Source organism: Rickettsiales endosymbiont of Peranema trichophorum (assembly GCF_004210275.1).
Taxonomy (GTDB): Bacteria; Pseudomonadota; Alphaproteobacteria; order Rickettsiales; family Midichloriaceae; genus RICK02.
This window is the reverse complement of record NZ_SCFA01000016.1, coordinates 31,883-53,671: the sequence shown is the minus strand read 5'-3', so window position 1 is coordinate 53,671 and position 21,789 is coordinate 31,883. Positions and strand designations below refer to the sequence as shown.

Below are 21,789 nucleotides of genomic sequence, written 5' to 3'. Positions count from 1 at the left end.
TCCTTTGGCTGGAGATGATCAAAGAAGTAGTAAAGCATCGATAAGTTTAAAGTCTTGCCAAACCTTCTCGGCCTTGTAATGAGAATAATATCAGCTCCATCATCAATGATATCTCTGATTAGGTGCGTTTTATCGGCAAAGATATAGCCACCTTTTATGAGCTTTTTAAAGTCACTTAAGCCAACTGGAAGTTTCATTTTATACCTAACTTGTTGAGTTGTAACATATACTCTTTACAAAGTTGGACAGAGTCTTCAAGTTTGTCAGATTGTATACCACCAGCTTGTGCTAATTCCGCGTTACCACCACCATTACCTCCTATGTTAGCGATGATGTGTTTAACAATAGCAGAGGCTTGGTAGATGGCTGTAGCACCTTTTGTAATGGAAAGCATAAGCTCTACATTATCACCGCATTTGTTAAAAAGAAGTATTATGCCTTGCCCTTCTCCTAGAGACTGCAATAACCCGTTGATAAGACATTTCAAATCTTGCTTTGCAAAGTTTTCAACGATTTTGACGATGAATCTGAGGCCTTGTATCTCCTCCGATTTAATATCAAACTTTAGGGCCTTCAAAACCTGCAGTTCTCTATAGCTTTTCTCGATTTTTTGTTTATCATCCATGATTGCCGCCAATCTTTCAAGTATTTGGCCTTCCTGACATTTTAGCATTATGGCGGTTTTTTGCAAAATATGTTGCTTTTGGCTCATATAGTCTATAGCAGCAAGTCCAGTGACAGCTTCAATTCTTCGAACCCCAGATGCGATCGACTCCTCAGATACGATTTTAAAGGCGCCTATCTCCCCAGTTTGATGAACATGTGTGCCACCACATAGCTCTATAGACTCTCCAATCGTCATCATTCTCACATCATTATCGTACTTTTCACCAAACAAAGCCATCGCGCCAGCTGCGATCGCGGATTGAAGAGAAGAAAATGTTGTATGCGTTGTATGGTTGGTAGTGATCACTTGATTGATTTCTCTCTCTATCGCCACGAGCTCATCCTGTGAAATCCGCTCGGTATGTGAAAAATCAAAACGCAACTTATCTGGCCCAACCATCGAACCTTTTTGTACAACATGTGTACCCAATCTTTTTCGCAATACGTTATGTAAAATGTGCGTAGCAGAATGGTTGGCTTGTATCTTTCTTCTCCTTCCTGTGTCAATCTTGACATGCACCACGTCACCAACTTTTAATGTGTTTTTGATCGTCGTGATGTGTCCGATAATAGATTCAGCAAATTTCTTGGTGTCTAGTACGTCACTGTCGTTGATATTCCCTGTATCACCTACCTGGCCACCTGATTCAGCATAAAAGACTGTTTGATTTAACACCAATGTTGCTTCACAGTCACAAGCTTCATTTACCAACTCGTTGTTTATAACGATAGCTTGTACTACAGCTTCTATCTCCTTGTTAGTATACCCTACAAAGTCTGTTCCGCCAATTCGCTCTTTTAGTTGGTACCATAAAGCTTCACTTTTTGATTCTCCAGAGCCAGCCCATGAAGCTCTTGCTTTGATCCGCTGCTGCTCCATACATAGCTCAAAGCCAGCTTCATCTACTTGAATATTTCTGTCTTTCAAAATGTCCTTTGTTAAATCCAGAGGAAATCCGTATGTATCGTATAGACTAAAGGCGACATCCCCAGAAATGGTATCCCCAAATTTCAGCTCCGATGTGGCTTTATTAAGCAACGCCAAGCCCCTTTTTAAAGTGCTTTGAAATGTCTCCTCCTCAAGCATGAAAGTGGAAACGATAGCGCTTTCCGTTGCTTTTAATTCCGAATACGCTTCACCCATTTCTTGAACTAAAGTCGATACAAGCTTATGCAAGAATGGTGTTTGAACCTGAAGCATTTGAACATGCCGCATTGCCCTCCGCATGATACGCCTTAGCACGTAGCCGCGACCCTCATTTGAGGGCAATATTCCCGCAGCAATTAAAAAAGCTGCACATCTAAGGTGGTCCGCTATGACTCTATGCGATATGATGGTGTGTTGATCTGTAGAAGACAGTTTCTGGGACATACCTATTAACCTTTGAAAGACATCTGTCTCGTAGTTGTGGTAAGTGCCCTGCAAAACTGCTGTGATCCTTTCTAACCCCATGCCAGTATCTATGCAAGGTTTGGGGAGGGGTACTAAAGAACCATCCTGAAGCCTTTCATATTGCATAAAGACTAAGTTCCAAATTTCTACGTATCGATCTCCGTCAGATGTAGGTGTGCCGGGTAGACCTCCTTCATACTTTGATCCGTGATCATAAAAGATCTCGGAGCATGGGCCACATGGGCCTTGGTCCCCCATTGCCCAGAAGTTATCTGAGGAGGCGATTTTGATAATTTTACTGTCGCTAAAGTTGGTCAGCTTTTTCCAAATATTAAAGGCTTCCATATCATCATGGTAGACTGTAATGTAAAGCCTATCGTGAGGTAAGGATAGTTCTTTTGTGAGATATTGCCAAGCCAGCTCTATGGCCTCTTCTTTAAAGTAACCTCCAAAAGAAAAATTTCCAAGCATTTCAAAGAAAGTATGGTGTCTTGCAGTATACCCTACGTTTTCTAGATCGTTGTGTTTCCCTCCTGCACGTACACACTTTTGAGCTGTTGTAATTTTTTTGTGGTGAGGAGCCTCAAGTCCGGTAAAATAATTTTTAAACGGTACCATACCAGCTCCTGTAAACATGAGGGTAGGGTCATTGTGAGGGATTAAGGAGCTTGAATGCTCAACATGATGATCATGGTGTTTAAAGTAGCTTAAAAATGAGCTTCTTATTTCGTTGAGGTACATATTATTTTGCCTTGTTATAATTCTTCAGGCACTTTACCACATTTCTGTGAACTGATCTAAAAGTACTTAATAAAAGTGCTGCTTCAACCACTCGATCAGATTAGCAAACCAAGAGCCGTGTCTGTTGGTATTGTCCATACCGAAATGGTTCGGTTTGTGAATACCCTCAGAGACGTACAACAGCATTCCTATGGGTGCCGTGAAGGCTAAACCACTGGTGTTCTCGGCGAGCCCATCGATGACTACAGGGTAGCCTATTCTCACCGTCTTGGAAAACTTCTCTCCAACGAGCTCTTTGATGCCAGATAGCTGCGCTGTACCTCCAGTGATTACAACTTTATTGCCAGACAAATCCCCGACACGACTGTTTTCTAGTTTTTCTGCAACGATATCAAGTATTTCCTCAACTCGCGCTCTGATAATTTCGACAACTGTACTTCTTTGTACTATGTTCATTTCGCTATCATCTTCATTTGATAACGGTACCTCTATCATTTCCTTTGAGTCAGACACACTGGATATGACCGTTCCGTAAAGCGTTTTGACTCGTTCTGCACTTGCAAAATCTGTACATAGCACCCTTGCCAGATCATTGGTAATGCTGATGCCTCCGATCGGCAATCCATCTGTAAAGATAAGCCAACCATTGTAAAAAACAGAGATTGAAGTGCATCCTCCACCAAACTCTATCAGTGTCACTCCTAGACTTCGCTCATCTGGAGTCAAGCATGCAAGACCACTGGCATAGGAGGATGACACGTAGCTTTCCACTTCCAAATGGGACTTCGCAGCGCTGTTGGCAATATTAAGCAGTGTACTCGTGTGCCCTGATAGTATATGGAAATCGCACGACAACTTATTGCCATACATGCCGAGAGGGCTCTCTATACCTCTATTGCCATCTAGCGTATAATTGTATGGAAAGAAGTGTATCACCTCCATGTCCTGCTCGTTAAACCTGTCCAAGATTTGAAACAAAAGCTTGTTGAGGTCTTTGGCGTTAATTTCATGGCCAGTGATGGTGATGTCCGACGTCACTCTGTGTGACAACAGATTGTTGGAAGAAATGCTGATAAAGACTTTGTGTATCCGTTCTCCTGCCATCTTCTCAGCGGCTTCGATAGATTGCAAAATGGACTTTTCTATAGCCTTAAGATCGCTGACAATTCCAGCTCTGATGCCATTAGAGATGTGGTGGCTCACTCCCAGTACTTCCAAACGTCCATGTACACTTATCTTGGCGATAAAACAGACCACCTTAGAGCTTCCAAGGTCTAACACCGCAATCACATTTTTTCTTTGTTTAGACATGTATCAAAATGACCTTACTTGTTGATGTAGATCTTGTCAGGCATGAGTCTTAGGTCGATTATAGCATAATCTAAGGTTTTGCCTGCAAGTATTTTAGATAATGTTTGAATGGACTTTGAAAGTATGCCACTGCCGTTATCCTCTGGCAGCTTCACTATCGTCCCTGTTTTAAGATGAACGTTCCATCGTCTATTTCCAACTCTCTCAAGAGCCTTGACGGTTTGATCGATTGTGTGTTCAACTAATAAAGCATTTAAAGAAGCGTATGTATCGCATGCATTGTCACCCAGCAGGACCACATACTCTTCTTTGATATTTGAAATGTCTTTGGTATCTACTTGGGTGATGACTTGGCCCTTATTGTCCACAAAGTGATACTGATTGTTGTGATACCAAAGCGCATTGACAATGCTTTCTTCCACAGTGATTTGAACGGTATCTGGAAATATCCTTCTCACAGATACCTCGCTGATCCAGCTATTGCTCTTGATGTCAGCTCTGATTCCTTCAAGATCAAGTGTGAGAATGTTTGCGCCATCATACAAACCACTTAGCTTGATGATATCATCTTGTGAAAGACGCTTGTTCCCGGAGACTTGAATCGTACGCAATGTAGGTGTCATAGACGTTGCGATCATCTTTGTGACGATTTTGGCCCCGCTGTTCCAAATCTTCAAAGCGTCACGACACAAATACACCATCACACAACAAACTGCCAATCCCAGAATTATAGGCAAAATATAGCGTTTGTGATGCTTTTTTCTTATTTGAACCAACACCTGTTGTGATTTGGGTACATACCCTTGTATCTTCATGGGCACTAAACGGATATGTGGCATTTCGCTTGTGCGATCAGTTCCTTGATAAGGTCCTTCAACTCATATCCTGCGTAAGCAAGCAGATCCGGGACCATGGAAGTAAAAGTCAGGCCTGGCTGTGTATTAATTTCCAGAAAATACAAACCATCTGCTCCTTTGCTTTCATCAAATTTGAAGTCGCTTCTGCTGATCACAGAGCATCCAAGTGCCTGGTGCAGTGCTGTAGATTGTTTTGCTACCTTGTCGTATATTTCTTTTGAAATTGAAGCAGGTATGATATGTGTGGAGCCTCCTTCTGCATACTTAGCATTGTAGTCTGCAAACCTATCTTTGTAGGACAGCTCCAACACCCCAAGGGCTTCATTTTTAAACACAGCGACACTAAGCTCTTTTCCTGGTATGTAGGTTTCAAGCAAAAACTGATCTCTACATAGTGCATTAACATCCACATCACTAATGTCGTACACGATTTGAACGCCTATGCTTGATCCATCTGAGATCGGTTTGATCACGTAGGGGAGGGGCATCGGATGCTCACCATTTGTGATTAGATCAACCAAAGCTTCCTTTTGAACAATCTTGTGGTGTGGAGTCTGAATATTGAGCTGTGACGCTATTTGCTTGGTCATTATTTTATTAAAAGCGATGGCGGATGATGTGATGCCGGAATGAGTATATGGAATCCGCATGATCTCAAGTAAACCTTGTACTGCACCGTCTTCTCCATATGTGCCGTGTAATGCGTTAAAGACGACATTCGGTGATAATTCCGCGAGTCTGAGTGCTAGGTTCTTGTCGGGTTCAACAACAGTAACAGTATAGCCAAGTTCCCGTAGCACAGAAGCTACCCTTGTCCCTGAAACCACAGATACCTCAGCTTCCGTCGACGAACCACCCATTAAGACCACAACATGCTTCATTTATACAAATTACCTCATTGATAAACCACAAAAGCCTGCTTTCATTAATACTGGTTAGCAAAAAAATCTATATATTTTTTAAGCGTTTGCTTTGTATTAAAGAGCTTGCTTGCCATTTTTAAATCTTTTGGCAGAATTTGTAAAGCATACTGTTCGTCAAAGGCATTACCGTATATCTTTGGAAAAGAAAGGTGAGGGTTTGTAAAGCCGTGATATATACCTATTAGCAGAAATGCTACCACGTCTTTGACATCTGCGCTTGAGGGCGCGACTCTAAACTCAAACCTTCTCCTTGTATCATCGCTGATCGGTATGCGTATTGCTGTTGTTCTATTGTTGCCTCCCCAGCTAATGTTTGTAGGGCACATCATGCCTGGTACAAACCGTGCGAAGTCCCTGTCATGGCAAAATAGAGCAATGCCCTGATCAAGCAGCTCCAAAACTCCAAAGATGCTGCTGTGTAAGTATTCTTTCCCCATGGCATGTGTTCCATAAACATTTTGACCATTGTCATCATGTAAACTGACATGCACATGCAAAGCCGATCCGTAGTCATCACAAAAGGGCTTGGCGTCAAATATTATGTCAAGCTTTTCCATTGCTGCTACATTGACCAGTATGTCCTTAGCAGACTTTAGCTGATTTAGCAGATCTAAAATGCTGCCATTTTGTAGTATGTCTATTTCATACTGGTTTTGCCCTTTTTCTTTGACGACATGAAGTCCATTTGCAGCAGCACGACTTTGAAAGTTTGTGTACGCTCCATCAAAGCTGTCCTTTTGTGGTTTGAGGTAAAACTCAAGTTCAAGACCTATGAGTGGTGCTACATTAAAGCGAGACTTCAAGTGCAACTGCACATTTTGTAGCAGACTTGAAATTGATGCCACCATATGCACTACTATAGCGAGCCAAGTTGCCCCAAAGCCTCTTTAATCAGATTTTCCAGTGGTATGTCTTGATCAGAGGCGAGAATATCTGTCACGATCTTATAGGCATTGGTACGATTAAATCCCAAATTTGACAAGGCAACGACTGCATCTTGAGCCTTTGTACTGGTGGCTGCATTACCATGCTGCAATGCGCTATGGCTCAAAAACAGCTCGCTATTTTTACTATTTGTAAATTTGTCCTTGAGCTCGTTGATGATTCTGGATGCGATTTTACTACCTATGCCTGGAATCTGCTTAAAAAGGTGCTGATCTCCCGACAGTATAGCCCCCGTTAACTTTTCAGGTGACACAGATCCAAGTATCAGCAGAGCTACCTTGCTGCCAACTCCCTGAACAGTTTGTAGCAACTTAAACCACTTTTTTTCAATAGTTTGAAGAAAGCCGTACAGCACTATCTGCTCATCCTTGATATGTAGATCGGTGTAAACGGAGGACTTTTGGCCAACTTGAAGTGTGCTTAAAGTACCTACATGCCCAAAGACGATGTACACGACACCATCAACATTCAACAAGAAGTGATCCTCGTCAATGTGCTCAACTATTCCTACAAGCTTGCCTATCATATTGCTATAATTCAATGATACACCGATGAGGCTACATTTGACAGTGTCTCATGTCAAGAATTGTTCTCTCATTAAGCGCTCCTCAAAGGTGTATTCCTTATCAAATAGCAAAGTTAGTGGCAAATCTGATCTTTCAATGATCTCGATGAATTTGACGTTTCTGCATCCCACGTAATCCGCTGAAGCACCGACTGGGCGCTTTGTAGGGGATAACACTTCAAATGATATCTTGCTATTATGCGTTAAAAGTGCTCCGTGCCATCTACGCGGCCTAAAAGGCGCAAGTGGTGTCAACGCCAACATTTTAGAGTTGAGTGGAAGAATTGGGCCATAAGCTGCAAAGTTGTAGGCGCTGCTTCCTGCAGGGCTTGCTACTAAAATTCCATCGCCTACCATCTTGTCTAACTCAACTCTGTCGTTGATGCTAATTTGAATGTGCGCTGCCTGATTTGTCTCTCTTAGTAGGGCGATCTCGTTAATCGCAGTTGCTACAGTCACCGTTCCATGTACATCTGTACTTGTCATTTCCAACGGATATATGACAGTTTCTTTTGCGTTCTCAAGCTTAGCAAGTATGTCATCCAGACTATACTTATTCATTAAGAATCCAATAGAGCCCCTGTTCATACCGTATATCGGTACAGTGTGCTTCATGAATCTGTGCAACGCTCTGAGCATTACACCATCACCACCTATGGCAAGGATTACGTCGTAATTGTCATTCTCATCGACTTCTGCAAAACCGTAGCGCTTAAGTATTTCGTTATAAGCTTTTGATGCTACGTGCGACTTATGGTCCAGCACCACGCCAACTTTCTTAAATTTCATATGCTTTCATCGTTACAAATTATAGTAACCCTACATTTTTAAATGAAAAGATGCAATCGTGAGACACGATAAGATGATCGTGTACACTGATGTTAAGTGGCTCCAGTGTTTTTATAATATGTTTGGTCATCGAGATATCGTCTGACGATGCCCTAGGATCACCGCTTGGATGGTTGTGTACGAGTATGATGGCACTTGCTCCCATGTTGAGGCACGTCTTTAGAATTTCTCGTGGATATACCGCCACTCTGTCTAAAGTCCCTTCTTGTATTACTTCGTCACATAGCAGTAGATTGTTTCTGTTGAGGTAGAGCACTCTGAACACTTCTATGCTCTTGTAGCCCATTGTGGTCCTACAGTAACCTAAGACCGCAGACCAGTTGCTTAATACGTCAAAATTCTTTTTGTTTGGTATCACAACCCTTGATATAATGTCTTCAAGCAATTTAAGCATACATGCTGTATTTGCCCCTATACCTTTAATTGTAAGTAAGCTGGAGGGCTCTGCGTTTAATACTCCATGTATGCTGCCAAATTTTCGTAGCAATTCTTTGGCAAGTGCTTTTGTATCTCGCCTTGGATAGCAACTAAACAAAAACATTTCCAAAATTTCGTAGTCTTGTAGCGTGCCAATTGTAGATTTTAAAAACCGCTCTCTTAACCTTTCTCTGTGACCTGCATTAAAGTTAGGTTGTGTCTTTAACTCAGTCATGGCTCTTACAATGGTAGGTTGTCGTGTTTCTTCCAAATCTTTTGAACTGTTTTATGCTCAAGCAAAGCCAAGGCGCGGCATATTCTAAACCTTGTATTGTAAGGTCTTATAATATCATCCAAAAAGCCACGCGATGCTGCTACGAATGGATTACTAAACTTTTCTTGGTATTCCTGCACCTTTTTTTCAAACATCTCTGAGTCATTTGCTATGTCCCTGTGAAGAACACTGGCCGCGCTTTTAGCGCCCATTACTGCTATTTCGGTGTTGGGCCATGCATAATTGATATCTCCTCTGAGGTGTTTAGAGTTCATCACTATGTATGCTCCTCCGTATGCTTTCCTTGTGATGATGCTAATTTTTGGAACGGTTGCCTCTGCGTATGCATACAGTAACTTGGCACCATTTCTAATGATTCCGGTGTGCTCCTGTTCCAAACCTGGCAAAAACCCTGGTACGTCTATTAAAGTAACAATTGGAATGCTAAAGGCATCGCAAAATCTAATGAACCTAGCGCCTTTGATAGAGCTGTTAATGTCGAGACATCCTGCTGCGCACATTGGCTGATTTGCAACTATTCCGACAGTTCTACCTTCAAACCTTCCAAATCCCACTATGAGATTTTTTGCATAATCTGGCTTAATTTCAAAAAAATCGCCTTCATCCACCAACTTGTCTATGAGTTCCTTCATGTTATAGGGTTTGTTGGGATTTTCAGGAATAAAGTTTTCCAATGACATTTCAACCCTATCTGCTGGGTCGTATGTAGGTCTAAAAGGTATTCCCGATCTATTTGAAGATGGCAGGAAGTTAAAAAACCTTCTTACCTGCTGCAAACAATCTATATCATTTTCAAATGCGCTATCACAGACTCCACTTTTTGTAGTGTGTACATCTGCTCCTCCCAGTTTTTCGTGAGTTACTTCTTCGTGTGTAACTGCTTTTAAAACATCCGGCCCAGTGATGTACATGTAGGATCTGTTTTTTACCATAAATATGAAGTCGGTAAGTGCAGGTGAATAAACTGCTCCGCCTGCGCACGGCCCCATAATCAATGACAGCTGTGGAATAACACCTGAAGCATCTACGTTTCTTTGAAACACTTCTCCATAGCCTCCTAAGGAATCTACGCCTTCCTGAATTCTTGCACCGCCGGAATCGTTTATACCTATGATAGGTGCGCCCAGCTTCATTGCATAGTCTTGTACACGATTGATCTTTGCGGCATTAGTTTCACTTAAAGAGCCTCCAAATACTGTAAAGTCCTGGCTATACACAAACACTAACCGTCTGTTAATCGTACCATGGCCAGCAACAACTCCATCTCCTGAAATTACATTTGCATCCATGTCAAAATGTTTGCATCTGTGCTCCACAAACATTCCAAGCTCTTCAAAAGAATCAGGATCTAGCAAAAGCTCAACTCTTTCACGAGCTGTCAACTTCCCCTTTTGATGTTGCTTGTCGATCTTGTCTTGCCCGCCTCCCAACCTTGCAGCTTTACGTTTTTGTTCAAGAGCTTCAATGATTTCCATAAAATGACACAAAAATTTAACAATTGGGCACAGCTCAGATATACTCCAACTTTGACGAAGAAGCAAACTGAAATGTGGTGTTAAATAGGAATAAGGACTGATGTTAAAGCTTTACAGCAATGAAGTAAATGATATAATCCGTGACATGAAATTCAACTAACGTAACTTTTTATGAAAAAATCTCACATTATCGCTTCCATACTATTTTTAGCTCAGGTTAGTATTGCCTCAACTGCTTTTGCTGCTCCTGCAAGTGGCAAGAGGGCACCAACCACAAAGCGCGACAAAGGGTTTTACGTTGGCCTCAGCTTCCCTATCACCTCTTCGTTTGATAAGTTTAGGGGGGTTGATAATGGTCTTCCCGAAGATGACCGGTTTGTTTTGTATTACAAAAAGGCCCCAAGTCTCAAATCACCAGCGTTGCCATCTGTATACTTTGGTTATCAATTCAATAAATGGTTTGCTGCAGACATCAACGCTCATGTGATGCGTTTGGGTTACAAATGTACAGATGTCGCTTACGAGAAAGGTAAGCGTTGGGACGGTTCTATATCACAAAACAAAATTACATCTCAGTCGCTATTCCTAAACGCTTACTATCAGGGAGTGCTCAATAAATATGTGTCTCCCTATCTATCGCTGGGTGTTGGGTATGCGAGGAATAATGGTGGAAGCATAACAAGAAGAGAATTTGCTGTGAGCGGGGAGTCTGGTATAGTGGGAATGGGTGGTGGAACAATTCATAATCTTGCGTGGAATGTGAGTACAGGAATGAAGCTGCATATAACCGGGAGTTGGAATATAGACTTAAAGTATGGGTATTATGACCTTGGTAATATTAAAAGTGTAAATACGTGGACTAGCTCTATTAGTGCGATAAATAGGCGATCTATCGTACAAAAAATGAAATTGCAGCAGTTATCCTTGGGTCTAAGCTATTATTTGTAAGAATATTAAATTTATTTTTGCATATTATTGGTTTTGATTGTATAATTTGGTAACTAATTCTAACAGTTTTTGAGGTCAAAAAGTCGTTATGAGTATAAAAAGTGTTCTAGAAAGCAAGAATTCGGCCTACCAAACCCAACAGGGTGGCGCGAACAACAACCCACAGTTAGGTCAGACTCCTGTCTCTGGTGGATCTAATAACCAACAGCAGGCTTCGTGGGGTTTGCTTCCTGCTGCAAAGTGGGCGCTTGGCGCAGGTACTGCTTCTGCCTTGTTATCTGTAATAGGTATAGTGGGTGCCGCAGTATTAAAGAAGATGAAGGGAGCTGGCGGAGGATATAAAAAACTAGATGATATCAAGGGCGTTGACAAGGGCGTTGAGCATATTGAGATGAATAAATTAGATGATCGAAAAGTCGACAAACCTGAAGTGCCTGATAATGATCCTAACCAAGATGGTGGGAGTCGAGAACTTTTGAACATTAACCAGGGCCGAGGTAATCCTGATGCGCCTAATGAAGAAGGTAGGCCCTTGATTCCAGGACTCTTGTATAACTCAAACCTTGTGCCCATCGAAAATACTGCTGCATCCTCTCTTCAAGAGCACCTGGTAGCAGAGGAGTCTCAACCAACTGATTTCGAGGGGTGGTTTGCACACCATCCTCTTGATGATGTTCCTGAATCTCTTCACATACAGAGTCAAGCTACACAGACAACCCTGGAGGAAGAGGTTGATGAATTAGTTAACAGTGTTCACGCAATAGCTGTATCAGTAGAAACTTTATTGGGTGTGTTATTGAGCGTTACTGCTGACGTACATGTGGATGGATTGAACATTCAAGCCTTAAGCAACCAGGTTGTGGTTCTGCAAATGGTACTACAATCCGGGAAGGAACATCCCGATGTCATTATCTCTAAATTGACAGAGCTTATAAAGCAAACTGTAGAGGTTTTGAACGTATTGTACACCCATTTTAGCCACCAAATAGGTGATGGTGTTGGCAATCACAACCCTGAAAGTTTAGCTTCTGTGGTGAATGAGGTCATCAAGCAAATTGGTATATTGCATCGACTTGGTCGTGAAGCGAGTGAAGTCAATGCAGAATCAATGGCGAAAATACAAATTCTCCAAAGAGAGATAAATGACTACATTGATGAACTAGCACTGAAGCGTGAATATTTGGAACAAGCAAATGAAGCGCTGTCAGGGCGTGAGGCCGATTTAAATGCAGAACAAGCAAGAATCCAGCAGGAGCGAGCAGATTTTGAGATGGCGAAACAAGTACAGCAGTTAGAGTATGACCGGATTGTGGATAGAGCCAAGATTGAAGTAGAAGAAGCTACTGACTTAGTAGAGATCGTGGGCTCTGAAATGGTACACCAACAACTGCTACTACAGCAGGAGTTAGGGCAGCGCCAGAGCAGACTAGAAGATCAGCTTCCTGAAGAAAACCAATCCAATGATGAAGTGAATAATCAACCAAACGTTCCTGATGTAGTACCACAAAACACAGGTATTCCGGGTAATGATGTGACTCAAGTGCATGAAGATCCAGATGCACAACATACGATAGGTAGTGTGTTGTCAAAGAGGAATGAGAACAATCAGGAAAATGAGGATTGTGAATTCTTATCTCTTCCACCTTCTGAGGTAGGGGAAGATGATCTAGATTCACCGTCAGAGCAGGATCAACCTGGTGCAGTAGGTACCTCGCAATCGACAGGTTCCCAAAGTAGCGTAACCCAAAATGAGGGACAACCTCCACAGCAAACCAATGCAGCACCGTCTGCTCCTCTGCATAATGAGGGGCTCACTACCCCGCCTACACATTCTCCTACGGACAATACTCAACAGTCGACTTCGCAAATTCTCGAGCCTATTCAGATAGGTGGACACCAATCCAATGATGAAGTGAATAATCAACCAAACGTTCCTGATGTAGTACCACAAAACACAGGTATTCCGGGTAATGATGTGACTCAAGTGCATGAAGATCCAGATGCACAACATACGATAGGTAGTGTGTTGTCAAAGAGGAATGAGAACAATGAGGGAGGTGAGGCCTTGCAATTCTCCTCTCCTAAATCTTCTGACGCAGGGGAAGATGACCGAGATTCATTGTCAGAACAGGATCAACATGGTGCAGCAGGTACCTTGCCACCGACAGGTGTAACCCAGAATGAGGGACAACCTCCACAGCAAACCAATGCAGCACCGTCTATTCCTCTGCCTAATGAGGAGCTCACTACCCCGCCTACACATTCTCCTACGGACAATACTCAACAGTCGACTTCGCAAAGTCTGGACACTAGGGATGCTAGGAATGTCGAATGTAACACCGTTTTCGCTAGATTAAGTGGATTATTGGATAATGAGGCTAAAACCGAGCTCATTGCACTACTCAATGAATTACTTAATGGATACAATGTGGCTCGCGACCTACCCCCTAATTCAGAAGAGTCTATCGATGAGACTGATGTCCACGATGAGACTGATGTCGAAAGACCTGCTAGAAATACCGATTTTGATAGAGTTATAGTCGAATTACGTCAAAAATTTAATCGAGACAATGTGGCTAGCAACCCAGACGGCCATACTGAGTTACAACCTCCACAGGAAACCAATCCAGTACCGTCTGAGGAGGAGATACAAGGAGAGCACACTACGCCTACACATTCTCCTACGGACAATACTCAACAGTCGACTCCGCAAAGTCCGGAGCCTATGGATACCGTAGATACAGATTATTTGATTGGATTATCTGCATTATTTGGTCAAGACAATGTACCTGGCGACCCAGAGGCTCCTACTGAGTCACAACCTTCTGATGATGTGCAGCAGACCACTCAACATACTCCAGAGGTATCAACGCTTCCGTATCAGGAACAAACTTATACTACTCCGCATAATATCGACGGACTCGGCGTCCCACACTCCAACAACGGCGGAGAGGGGGACCACCCCAATGGTGTCGGGGACTAAACTTAACATTTGCTGCGGCGCAGTATAGGTTTGTCTTGCAATCAAGCTGAAGTTATTGTGTGCTATAAACCAGCACACAAAAGGTTAGGCTGTTCTATGAACCGGGAATTCAAAGAGCTTGGCACACGTTGAGTGTGCCAAGCTCTTTTGCATAAAACAGAGTAATTAAGGCTAATCGATGATTTTGGTGAGGTTTGTATGAAATTAAAAATGTGGCAAAAAGTTGCTATCGGAATGATACTTGGAATCTTACTAGGGCATTTTTATAAGGATACAGGCATAGTCTTAAAACCTATAGCCATCATCTTCATCAACATGATCAAAATGGTGGTAGTGCCACTTGTCTTTTTTTCAATACTAAATGGAGTTGCAAGTATGACGGATGCTGCAGCGTTCACTAGGATTGGTTCAAAAGCTTTCATGGCGTACACCTGTACTACTATTGTTGCGGTGATAATTGGATTAAGTTTTGGCACAGTGTTTGAGCCAGGGAAGGGTATCAATATAGAGCTGTCTCAGTACTCACAGTCGTCGCAGCAGTCCACAAAGGGTGTAATGGAATTTATACTGGATATCATTCCTACAAACCCTATTCAAGCAATGGCAACCGGCAATATAATGCAAGTGGTGGTATTTGCCTTTTTTACAGGCTTTGCTTTAATTTTGATCGGTGAAAAAGGCAATGAACTAAAAAAGCTAATAGTATCAACAACTCATCTGGTTTTTAAAATGATAGAGTTGGTGATTTCATTAACTCCATATGGTGTTTTTGCAATGATGGCTTGGGTAGTGAGTACTCATGGGCTTGTCATTATATTGACACTTGGTAAATTGATAGTCGTACTGATGGGAGGTTTTGGACTACAGTATCTCCTGTTTGGGGTGATGTTGATGGTTTTTGCTAGACTTAAGCCGTTCCCGTTTTATAAAAAGATGATTCATACTCAAATGCTTGCACTAGCTACGGTAAGCAGTAAAGCAACTTTACCGATTGCAATGCAGGAACTAGAAACAAAAGTCGGAGTCTCTAAAAGGTCTGCTTCATTTGTAATGCCTCTAGGTGCTGCTGTGAACATGGATGGTAGCGCTATATACCTTGGCATTTGTAGCGTCTTTTTTGCCCAAGTCGTAGGGGTTGATCTGACACTCGCTCAGTACTGTATACTGCTTTTTACTTGTACATTTGGTTCAATAGGAGCAGCAGGCTTTCCAGGAGGAGGAGTGGTAATGCTAAGCATGGTACTTGCTTCTGTTGGGCTTCCAATAGAAGGAATATCTTTGGTGCTTGGCATTGACAGGTTTGTCGACATGTTTAGAACCACTTTGAACGTTACAGGAGATTGCGCTGTGACTGTAATTGCAGACAGGCTTGAAGGAACCTTTAATGAAAGTATATACTATTCAAAGTAAATGACATAGCATGCAAAAAGGAATTGTAGGTTGCTTGAAATAAGAAAAGTTGCAATGTACTGACTATTGCGCTACTAATAGATACCAGGAATAAATTGGTACCATTAAATATACGTGTTTAAGTACATAGCAAAAAAGCTTTTTAGCAGTTCCAACGATAGACTTTTAAGGTCTTTGCAACCGACTTTAACTAAGATCAATCAGCTTGGGGATATCATTAAGCCTCTTTCAGATCAACAGCTTAAGTTGAAGACTGAAGAGTTTCGTGAAATGTTGGAGCGCGGTTCTACTTTGGATGATATATTACCTGAAGCATTTGCAGTGGTCAGAGAAGCTGCAAGTAGAGTGTTAGGTGAGAGGCACTTTGATGTGCAGCTACTAGGAGGCATGATTTTGCATAAGGGGATGGTTGCTGAAATGAAGACCGGAGAAGGTAAAACTTTGGTTGCGACACTACCGGTGTATCTCAACGCGTTGTCTGGTCATGGAGTACACGTTGTAACGGTAAACGACTACTTGGCAACTAGAGATGCTGCTTGGATGGGTGCACTGTACAAATTTTTAGGGCTTACAGTTGGTACAATCACAGGAAGTATTTCTGAAGACATGAGAAAAGAATCATACTTAGCGGATATTACATACTGTACAAATAACGAGTTAGGGTTTGACTATCTAAGGGATAACTTGAAGTTTACCAAAGAAAAGATGGTTCAAAGGGGCTTTAACTACGCGATTATAGACGAAGTAGACAGTATATTGATAGATGAGTCAAGGACACCTTTGATTATCTCAGGAAGTACGGAGGATAATTCAGCATTATACTATAAAGTGAACGAGTTGATACCAAAATTGGTGTCGGTAGATTACGAAGTTGATGAAAAAAACAAAAACTGTATGTTGACCGAGCATGGCCATCAGTCAGTTGAAGAAATGCTAAAAAAGGCAAAATTGATAAACCCAAACACCAGCCTTTACGATATTGAAAATATGGAGTTGGTGCATCATGTCAACCAAGCACTAAAAGCCCACCACATGTTTAAAAAAGAGGTGGATTACATAGTCAAAAATGACGCTGTAATGATCATAGACGAGTTTACGGGAAGAGTTCTTGATGGTAGAAGGTATTCAGATGGGCTCCATCAAGCAATAGAGGCAAAAGAAAACGTTCGTATACAAAACGAAAATCAAACGCTGGCATCTATTACTTTTCAAAATTACTTTAGAATGTATCCTAAGATTGCAGGTATGACTGGTACAGCGATGAACGAGGCAGCAGAATTTCAGGATATATATAAGCTTCAAGTTGTGTCTATACCGACTCATCTGGAGATCAAAAGGCGAGATGAAGAGGATATAATATACAAAACTGCCCATGAGAAGTATAAGGCGATAGTTGAAGAAATAGCTCGTGTGTCAAGCGAGGGTCAGCCTATACTTGTTGGTACAATTAGTATAGAAAAGTCCGAGCACCTCTCAAACTTGCTGCACAAGAGGAAAATTAAGCATAGCGTGCTAAATGCCAAGTATCACCAGCAGGAAGCAGAGATTATAGCGCAGGCCGGTAGGCCTCATGCCGTTACAATCGCTACTAATATGGCTGGGCGTGGTACTGATATTATGCTTGGAGGAAACCCAAAGATGCTTTACAAAGCTGCGTCCGAACACTATAAGGGAGATCTTGAAGCTCTTGAAAAGAAGATTCATGAGCAAGTTGAGCTTGATAAGAAAAAAGTGTTGGAACTTGGTGGTCTATACGTTTTGGGAACTGAAAGACACGAATCAAGGCGCATAGATGATCAGCTGAGGGGAAGATCTGGAAGGCAGGGAGACCCTGGAATCACCAGATTTTACATATCGCTAGAAGATGATCTTATGAGGATATTTGGTTCTGACAAGATCAGCACTGTATTGACAAAGTTTGGCCTCAAAGACGGTGAAGCGATCATACATCCGTGGATTAGCAGGTCCATAGGAAAAGCTCAGCAAAAAGTTGAATCGAGAAACTACGAGATACGCAAAACGCTATTGAAGTTTGATAACGTTATGAACGAGCAACGTTCAGTGATATATGCTCAGAGGTTTACATTAATGGACTCAGAGACAATACTGGAAATACTGAGCGATATCCGTAAGGAAGTGAATCGTGAAATGGTAGAACGGTATGTGCCCCAAAAGTCGCTGCCTGAAGAGTGGAATTTGGCACAACTTGAAAAGGAGATGTTTGGGTTATATGGACTGCACATTGACTTACAAGCGTTTGGAAAACAGGAAGACGTGACTGAATTAGAGATCTTTGAATACGTGGATAAAGAGACAGGAACAGTATACGAAGAAAAGATCAAAGAGTACGGTCCAGAGATGATGACAACCGCTGTAAGAACGGTGATGCTCAATACGCTTGATCAATTGTGGAAGGAACATTTACATAGGTTAGATCACCTGAGAACAGGGATCAACCTCAGAGCATATGCACAAAAAGATCCGCTGCATGAGTACCAAATGGAGGCCTTTGAGTTGTTTAAAAGCATGCTAGATACATATAGCGTTTTATCAGTGCAAAGGTTGGCACATATTGAGATTTCCACAGAGCGCGTTGACGGAGGAACGTTAAGTCTTGATGGTAAGCCTAGCAGCCAAAGCTTAGAGACTGATGGTGAAGTGAACACTTCAAATTCAAAGATGGTGAACCAAAGGGTGCCAAGGAATTCACAATGTCCTTGTGGCTCAGGTAAGAAATACAAGCACTGCCACGGTTTGCAGGGATTTTCTAGTGTTGGTTCTACTAAACGGGATGGTGAGTGATATAATACCAGCTCTCATTTTTAAATGATTCAAAACGGATTTTGTGAAACTCGGCTCTGCGCATGTATTTCAATACGCTTACGAAGCCTCATCCTCAAATCCATTTGCCTGATTTAATCTGAAATTTGGTATAAGTGGTGCCGCTACCAAGAATCGAACTTGGGATTGATGATTACGAATCAACTGTTATGCCCCTTAACTATAGCGGCTTCTGACTACTGTATATCATTAATATAAATTTCGCTCCGGAGCAAACAATTTTCGTAGAGGACCAAGAGCAATTATAGATAATGGGTTAACAGATATCTTTGGATCGTCTTGAAGACCACCATCTACAGTAAAGCTTGTCGCTATGAAGTTTGTCCCCCAAAACGGTAATGCACTCATCAGTGAATTGATGATGTTGGCAGGCACAAGCAATCCAGACATTTTAAGCTTTTGGGTTTTAAAGTCAATTTTACCGCTAATTCTTATCATGAGTGTAGGCCCATTTTGAGTGCAATCATCAAAAACTATTGCGTTGTTAAGATACTTAAAATTGCAGGCCAGCTTGTCAAAAAATATACCTTTGCCCTGCAACATGTTAAATATACCAGTTGCAGTGGTAATGGAAGTTAATGACAAAAGCTTGGCAAATGCAGGCGCATTTTTAATTGTGTATTTGGTGATTTGAAGGTTGGCATTGATATTGTACTGCATATCGTACGTGCCAAATAGTTTCAAAGCTCCACCTGCAATATTGGATGATATTCCAAGAGCCTGTAATAGACGACCTGCATTACCAGAGCTGATAGTAAAAGATGGATAATGCCCAGTGAGTTGAACAGTCTCACCACTACCAAATTTTGCACTACTTTCAATTTTTTTGAATCCCGTTCGATCAGATTGTGCCAAAAACAGAAAGTTGTATAGCATTGTATCGTTTTTAAGCTTTAATGCAGGTATTTTGACATTAATAGTCAATGGTTTGCCATTTGTGTCTGAGTTTTGAAATAATCGACCAAAGTTTACTGTTGCTAAGTTAACAACGTTTCCAGCTACGTTTAGTGTTCTATCTGTGTCGCTTTCAAAATAACTAAATTCAAAGGTGCTATTGTTGATAGAGCTGTCTTTAGATCTTAACTCTCTAAGGGTCAGATTTCTATCAACTGTACCGATCCCATTGCTTGTAAATTGTCCTAGTGCAAGCTGATATTGCTTTATTAGATACTCTGTTTGTCCGTTCTGGTCGATCTGCTCTTTTACCGTTAAGCTAAGTGAACTTGGTTGACCTGTTTTCTTAGGTATACCAAGTCCCGGTATATCTATGTGATTTTTCTTTAGATCAAACTTCAGGTCCAATTCCAAACGTTCTTCGTGATCCATTCTAGCAGTTGCTTCAAAACTGATAGTATTACCCAATATGACGGTTGGTACTTTATATCCAGCTTTTAGTAGCGCTGCTTTTGAATGGGTCATAGGTCCCGTTTGTACAGTTGTCATACCATCTTTTGCTGAAGACGTGATATTAGATTTGTGAGCAATTGTAACTGGAAACAGTCCTTCATATAATCCAGTACCAGTCAGGTTTACCGTTCCATTGGTATACTGTACGTCAAATTTACCATTCGATATTGTAAACCTGTCATACAGCTTGCTTACCTTGACGTTCTCCAATGTAGATTGCACGTCGATCACAAAATCTTCTATTGCAAGATCATCCTTGTGTAATGGTACAGTAAGCCTAACCAAGGACTGTGCTGCACCACTGAAGTCATGTAGCCTTTTGTTATCCGCTTCAGCATAGGAAAAAGCCAGATCTACTGCGTCTTGGACAGGGCCACTCATCGATCCTTCAAGAGTCAGTACAGGAGATTTAGTAAGACTGGTAATATCAACTTTAAAATCCTTCAAGGAAGACTGCAGTACATTCGCACTGGACACGTTGATGCTTACTTTCTCTTCTGTAATATTGATATCTCCGGTGATCCCCTGTATTGAAGGTCCATGAGTAGGAATTTGTAAAGTTGCTTGCTGTATTGGAATGACCACAGAAAGCCGGCCTGCTGAGGTATTTGTAGTACCAATATGAGCTACACCATCAATAGTGATTGCGTCTGTATTGATCGCCTTCACGTATTCTTTTAGCCAGGATCTGATGTTTGTACCAAGATCAATAGGCCAAAAGTTAAATACATCCTCCAATATAAGCGGGCTCATATTGCACTTAAAAAATACAACACCATTTGTAATGCTAGCGTTCCCGGTTATGGACTTTGTACCCCTTGTGATATTCATGTTGGTAATATGGGATGTGCCATTCTCTGAGTGCTGGTAGTCTACTGTGATCTCGTCCAAATTGACGGGCTCACTCATTCTGTTTTTGGACTGTATGGTAATGTTTTTACCAAGTATGTGAACATCACAGTTTTTAATAGAAGCCCCAGCACTACAAGAACCATGAACCAACAAATCAAAACTAAATTTAGCATGTTGAATATCAGAAAAGACGTCTTGATCAACGCCAAACATTGCATAGTTAAAAGCTTTGATAGTCATAGAAAACTTGTAGCGCTTTGATTTCGAATCATAACTCAAATTTATAACAACTGGGTTTTGATCGATCCTACAACGCACGTCGATGTTAAGCTCTTTTGAATCTCCTGACACAGGGGACAGGGCAAAATGACTAAGCTGTACAATACGATGCTGACCAAAAGCAGGAATAGTGATCGTAATGTCGCTTAAAATGTCTTCAAGGTGCTTGTGATTTAAACTGTCCTCTATAAAAAGATGTGAGAAAAGTGCGTTGATCGTACCACCATCACCCATATGTGTCGCCGCGTTAAAGTATTCCTCAGATAAAATAACGTTAACATTTACTAGCGAGTGTGTCGTAAAAGGTATAAGGCCTATCGGATCAAATCTGATACCTATTTCATTGACCAAAGTCGGGGCACCATTAAGAGAAAATTGAAGATCGGTAAGATTTAAAGCAATTTGATAGTAATTTGTTAGACCAATGCTCGTTTTGCCAACATTAATATCAAGATGATCGCATTTTTCCTTGATGATCTGAACAAGATGTCTAGAAATGACTTTGGCAATCAATGAATCAAATTTCGGTCCGGTAGCTAGCCATGCATAACCACACACCACTGCTATAAGCACGACGGCAAGTGTGTACAATGCCGCTGTTTTGACAAATTTTAACATCCTGTGTACCAAAG

At 41.6% G+C, this 21,789-nt stretch carries 15 protein-coding genes and 1 tRNA gene; 4 read left to right on the top strand and 12 right to left on the bottom strand.

Annotated elements, in window-relative coordinates:
• The 10 genes from EDM53_RS00805 to EDM53_RS00760 form a co-directional block, all read right to left on the bottom strand.
• Positions 1 to 197 (bottom strand): AAA family ATPase (locus EDM53_RS00805; RefSeq protein WP_165379514.1); only part of this gene is annotated, 197 nt, incomplete at its 3' end.
• Positions 194 to 2,800 carry an alanine--tRNA ligase gene (gene alaS / locus EDM53_RS00800; RefSeq protein ID WP_130121479.1) on the bottom strand — a complete coding sequence of 869 codons (2,607 nt, stop codon included), beginning with the start codon at positions 2,798 to 2,800 and terminating at the stop codon, positions 194 to 196. The genes EDM53_RS00805 and alaS, both read right to left, overlap by 4 nt.
• Positions 2,801 to 2,866: 66 nt before the next feature.
• A complete protein-coding gene (gene ftsA / locus EDM53_RS00795) occupies positions 2,867 to 4,111 on the bottom strand; it encodes a cell division protein FtsA (RefSeq protein WP_130121477.1) in 1,245 nt (414 codons plus the stop codon).
• 14 nt (positions 4,112 to 4,125) lie between these two features.
• Positions 4,126 to 4,926, bottom strand: a complete 801-nt coding sequence (locus tag EDM53_RS00790) for a cell division protein FtsQ/DivIB (RefSeq protein WP_207215390.1) — start codon at positions 4,924 to 4,926, stop codon at positions 4,126 to 4,128.
• Between the two features lie 5 nt (positions 4,927 to 4,931).
• A complete protein-coding gene (locus tag EDM53_RS00785) occupies positions 4,932 to 5,849 on the bottom strand; it encodes a D-alanine--D-alanine ligase (RefSeq protein WP_130121473.1) in 918 nt (305 codons plus the stop codon).
• Between the two features lie 44 nt (positions 5,850 to 5,893).
• Positions 5,894 to 6,736 (bottom strand): type I glutamate--ammonia ligase, encoded by an 843-nt coding sequence (locus EDM53_RS00780; protein ID WP_207215389.1) that lies wholly within the window; start codon positions 6,734 to 6,736, stop codon positions 5,894 to 5,896.
• An 11-nt stretch (positions 6,737 to 6,747) separates the two neighbouring features.
• Positions 6,748 to 7,362, bottom strand: coding sequence for a Holliday junction branch migration protein RuvA (gene ruvA, locus EDM53_RS00775; RefSeq protein ID WP_130121469.1), 615 nt, complete (start codon positions 7,360 to 7,362; stop codon positions 6,748 to 6,750).
• 48 nt (positions 7,363 to 7,410) lie between these two features.
• Positions 7,411 to 8,190 carry an NAD kinase gene (locus tag EDM53_RS00770; RefSeq protein ID WP_130121467.1) on the bottom strand — a complete coding sequence of 260 codons (780 nt, stop codon included), beginning with the start codon at positions 8,188 to 8,190 and terminating at the stop codon, positions 7,411 to 7,413.
• A gap of 19 nt (positions 8,191 to 8,209) precedes the next feature.
• Positions 8,210 to 8,902 (bottom strand): RadC family protein, encoded by a 693-nt coding sequence (radC, locus tag EDM53_RS00765; RefSeq protein ID WP_130121465.1) that lies wholly within the window; start codon positions 8,900 to 8,902, stop codon positions 8,210 to 8,212.
• 5 nt (positions 8,903 to 8,907) lie between these two features.
• On the bottom strand, positions 8,908 to 10,437 hold the full coding sequence (locus EDM53_RS00760) for an acyl-CoA carboxylase subunit beta (protein ID WP_130121463.1): 1,530 nt from the start codon (positions 10,435 to 10,437) through the stop codon (positions 8,908 to 8,910).
• 171 nt (positions 10,438 to 10,608) lie between these two features.
• On the opposite strand from EDM53_RS00760, the gene EDM53_RS00755 reads away from it, so the two are divergent.
• From EDM53_RS00755 to secA, 4 genes are all read left to right on the top strand, one after another.
• On the top strand, positions 10,609 to 11,385 hold the full coding sequence (locus EDM53_RS00755) for an outer membrane protein (protein WP_130121461.1): 777 nt from the start codon (positions 10,609 to 10,611) through the stop codon (positions 11,383 to 11,385).
• 88 nt (positions 11,386 to 11,473) lie between these two features.
• Positions 11,474 to 14,368: a coiled-coil domain-containing protein gene (locus EDM53_RS00750; RefSeq protein WP_130121459.1), complete on the top strand. Its 2,895-nt coding sequence runs from the start codon at positions 11,474 to 11,476 to the stop codon at positions 14,366 to 14,368.
• 198 nt (positions 14,369 to 14,566) lie between these two features.
• Entirely contained in the window at positions 14,567 to 15,778 is a 1,212-nt protein-coding gene (locus EDM53_RS00745) for a dicarboxylate/amino acid:cation symporter (RefSeq protein WP_130121457.1), read from the top strand.
• 114 nt (positions 15,779 to 15,892) lie between these two features.
• Positions 15,893 to 18,580 (top strand): preprotein translocase subunit SecA, encoded by a 2,688-nt coding sequence (secA, locus tag EDM53_RS00740; protein ID WP_130121455.1) that lies wholly within the window; start codon positions 15,893 to 15,895, stop codon positions 18,578 to 18,580.
• Between the two features lie 135 nt (positions 18,581 to 18,715).
• Here secA and EDM53_RS00735 read toward each other — a convergent pair.
• Positions 18,716 to 18,789: transfer RNA gene (locus tag EDM53_RS00735), tRNA-Thr, on the bottom strand.
• Between the two features lie 19 nt (positions 18,790 to 18,808).
• Positions 18,809 to 21,775, bottom strand: a complete 2,967-nt coding sequence (locus EDM53_RS00730; protein WP_130121453.1) for a YhdP family protein — start codon at positions 21,773 to 21,775, stop codon at positions 18,809 to 18,811.
• Between the last annotated feature and the right edge of the window lie 14 nt (positions 21,776 to 21,789).

Excerpts from the sequence above, each read along its gene's own strand:
- alaS (WP_130121479.1), bottom strand. The coding sequence starts at position 2,800 with ATGTACCTCAACGAAATAAGAAGCTCATTTTTAAGCTACTTTAAACAC.
- ftsA (WP_130121477.1), bottom strand. The coding sequence starts at position 4,111 with ATGTCTAAACAAAGAAAAAATGTGATTGCGGTGTTAGACCTTGGAAGC.
- EDM53_RS00790 (WP_207215390.1), bottom strand. The coding sequence starts at position 4,926 with ATGAAGATACAAGGGTATGTACCCAAATCACAACAGGTGTTGGTTCAA.
- EDM53_RS00785 (WP_130121473.1), bottom strand. The coding sequence starts at position 5,849 with ATGAAGCATGTTGTGGTCTTAATGGGTGGTTCGTCGACGGAAGCTGAG.
- ruvA (WP_130121469.1), bottom strand. The coding sequence starts at position 7,362 with ATGATAGGCAAGCTTGTAGGAATAGTTGAGCACATTGACGAGGATCAC.
- EDM53_RS00770 (WP_130121467.1), bottom strand. The coding sequence starts at position 8,190 with ATGAAATTTAAGAAAGTTGGCGTGGTGCTGGACCATAAGTCGCACGTA.
- radC (WP_130121465.1), bottom strand. The coding sequence starts at position 8,902 with ATGACTGAGTTAAAGACACAACCTAACTTTAATGCAGGTCACAGAGAA.
- EDM53_RS00760 (WP_130121463.1), bottom strand. The coding sequence starts at position 10,437 with ATGGAAATCATTGAAGCTCTTGAACAAAAACGTAAAGCTGCAAGGTTG.
- EDM53_RS00755 (WP_130121461.1), top strand. The coding sequence starts at position 10,609 with ATGAAAAAATCTCACATTATCGCTTCCATACTATTTTTAGCTCAGGTT.
- EDM53_RS00750 (WP_130121459.1), top strand. The coding sequence starts at position 11,474 with ATGAGTATAAAAAGTGTTCTAGAAAGCAAGAATTCGGCCTACCAAACC.
- EDM53_RS00745 (WP_130121457.1), top strand. The coding sequence starts at position 14,567 with ATGAAATTAAAAATGTGGCAAAAAGTTGCTATCGGAATGATACTTGGA.
- EDM53_RS00730 (WP_130121453.1), bottom strand. The coding sequence starts at position 21,775 with ATGTTAAAATTTGTCAAAACAGCGGCATTGTACACACTTGCCGTCGTG.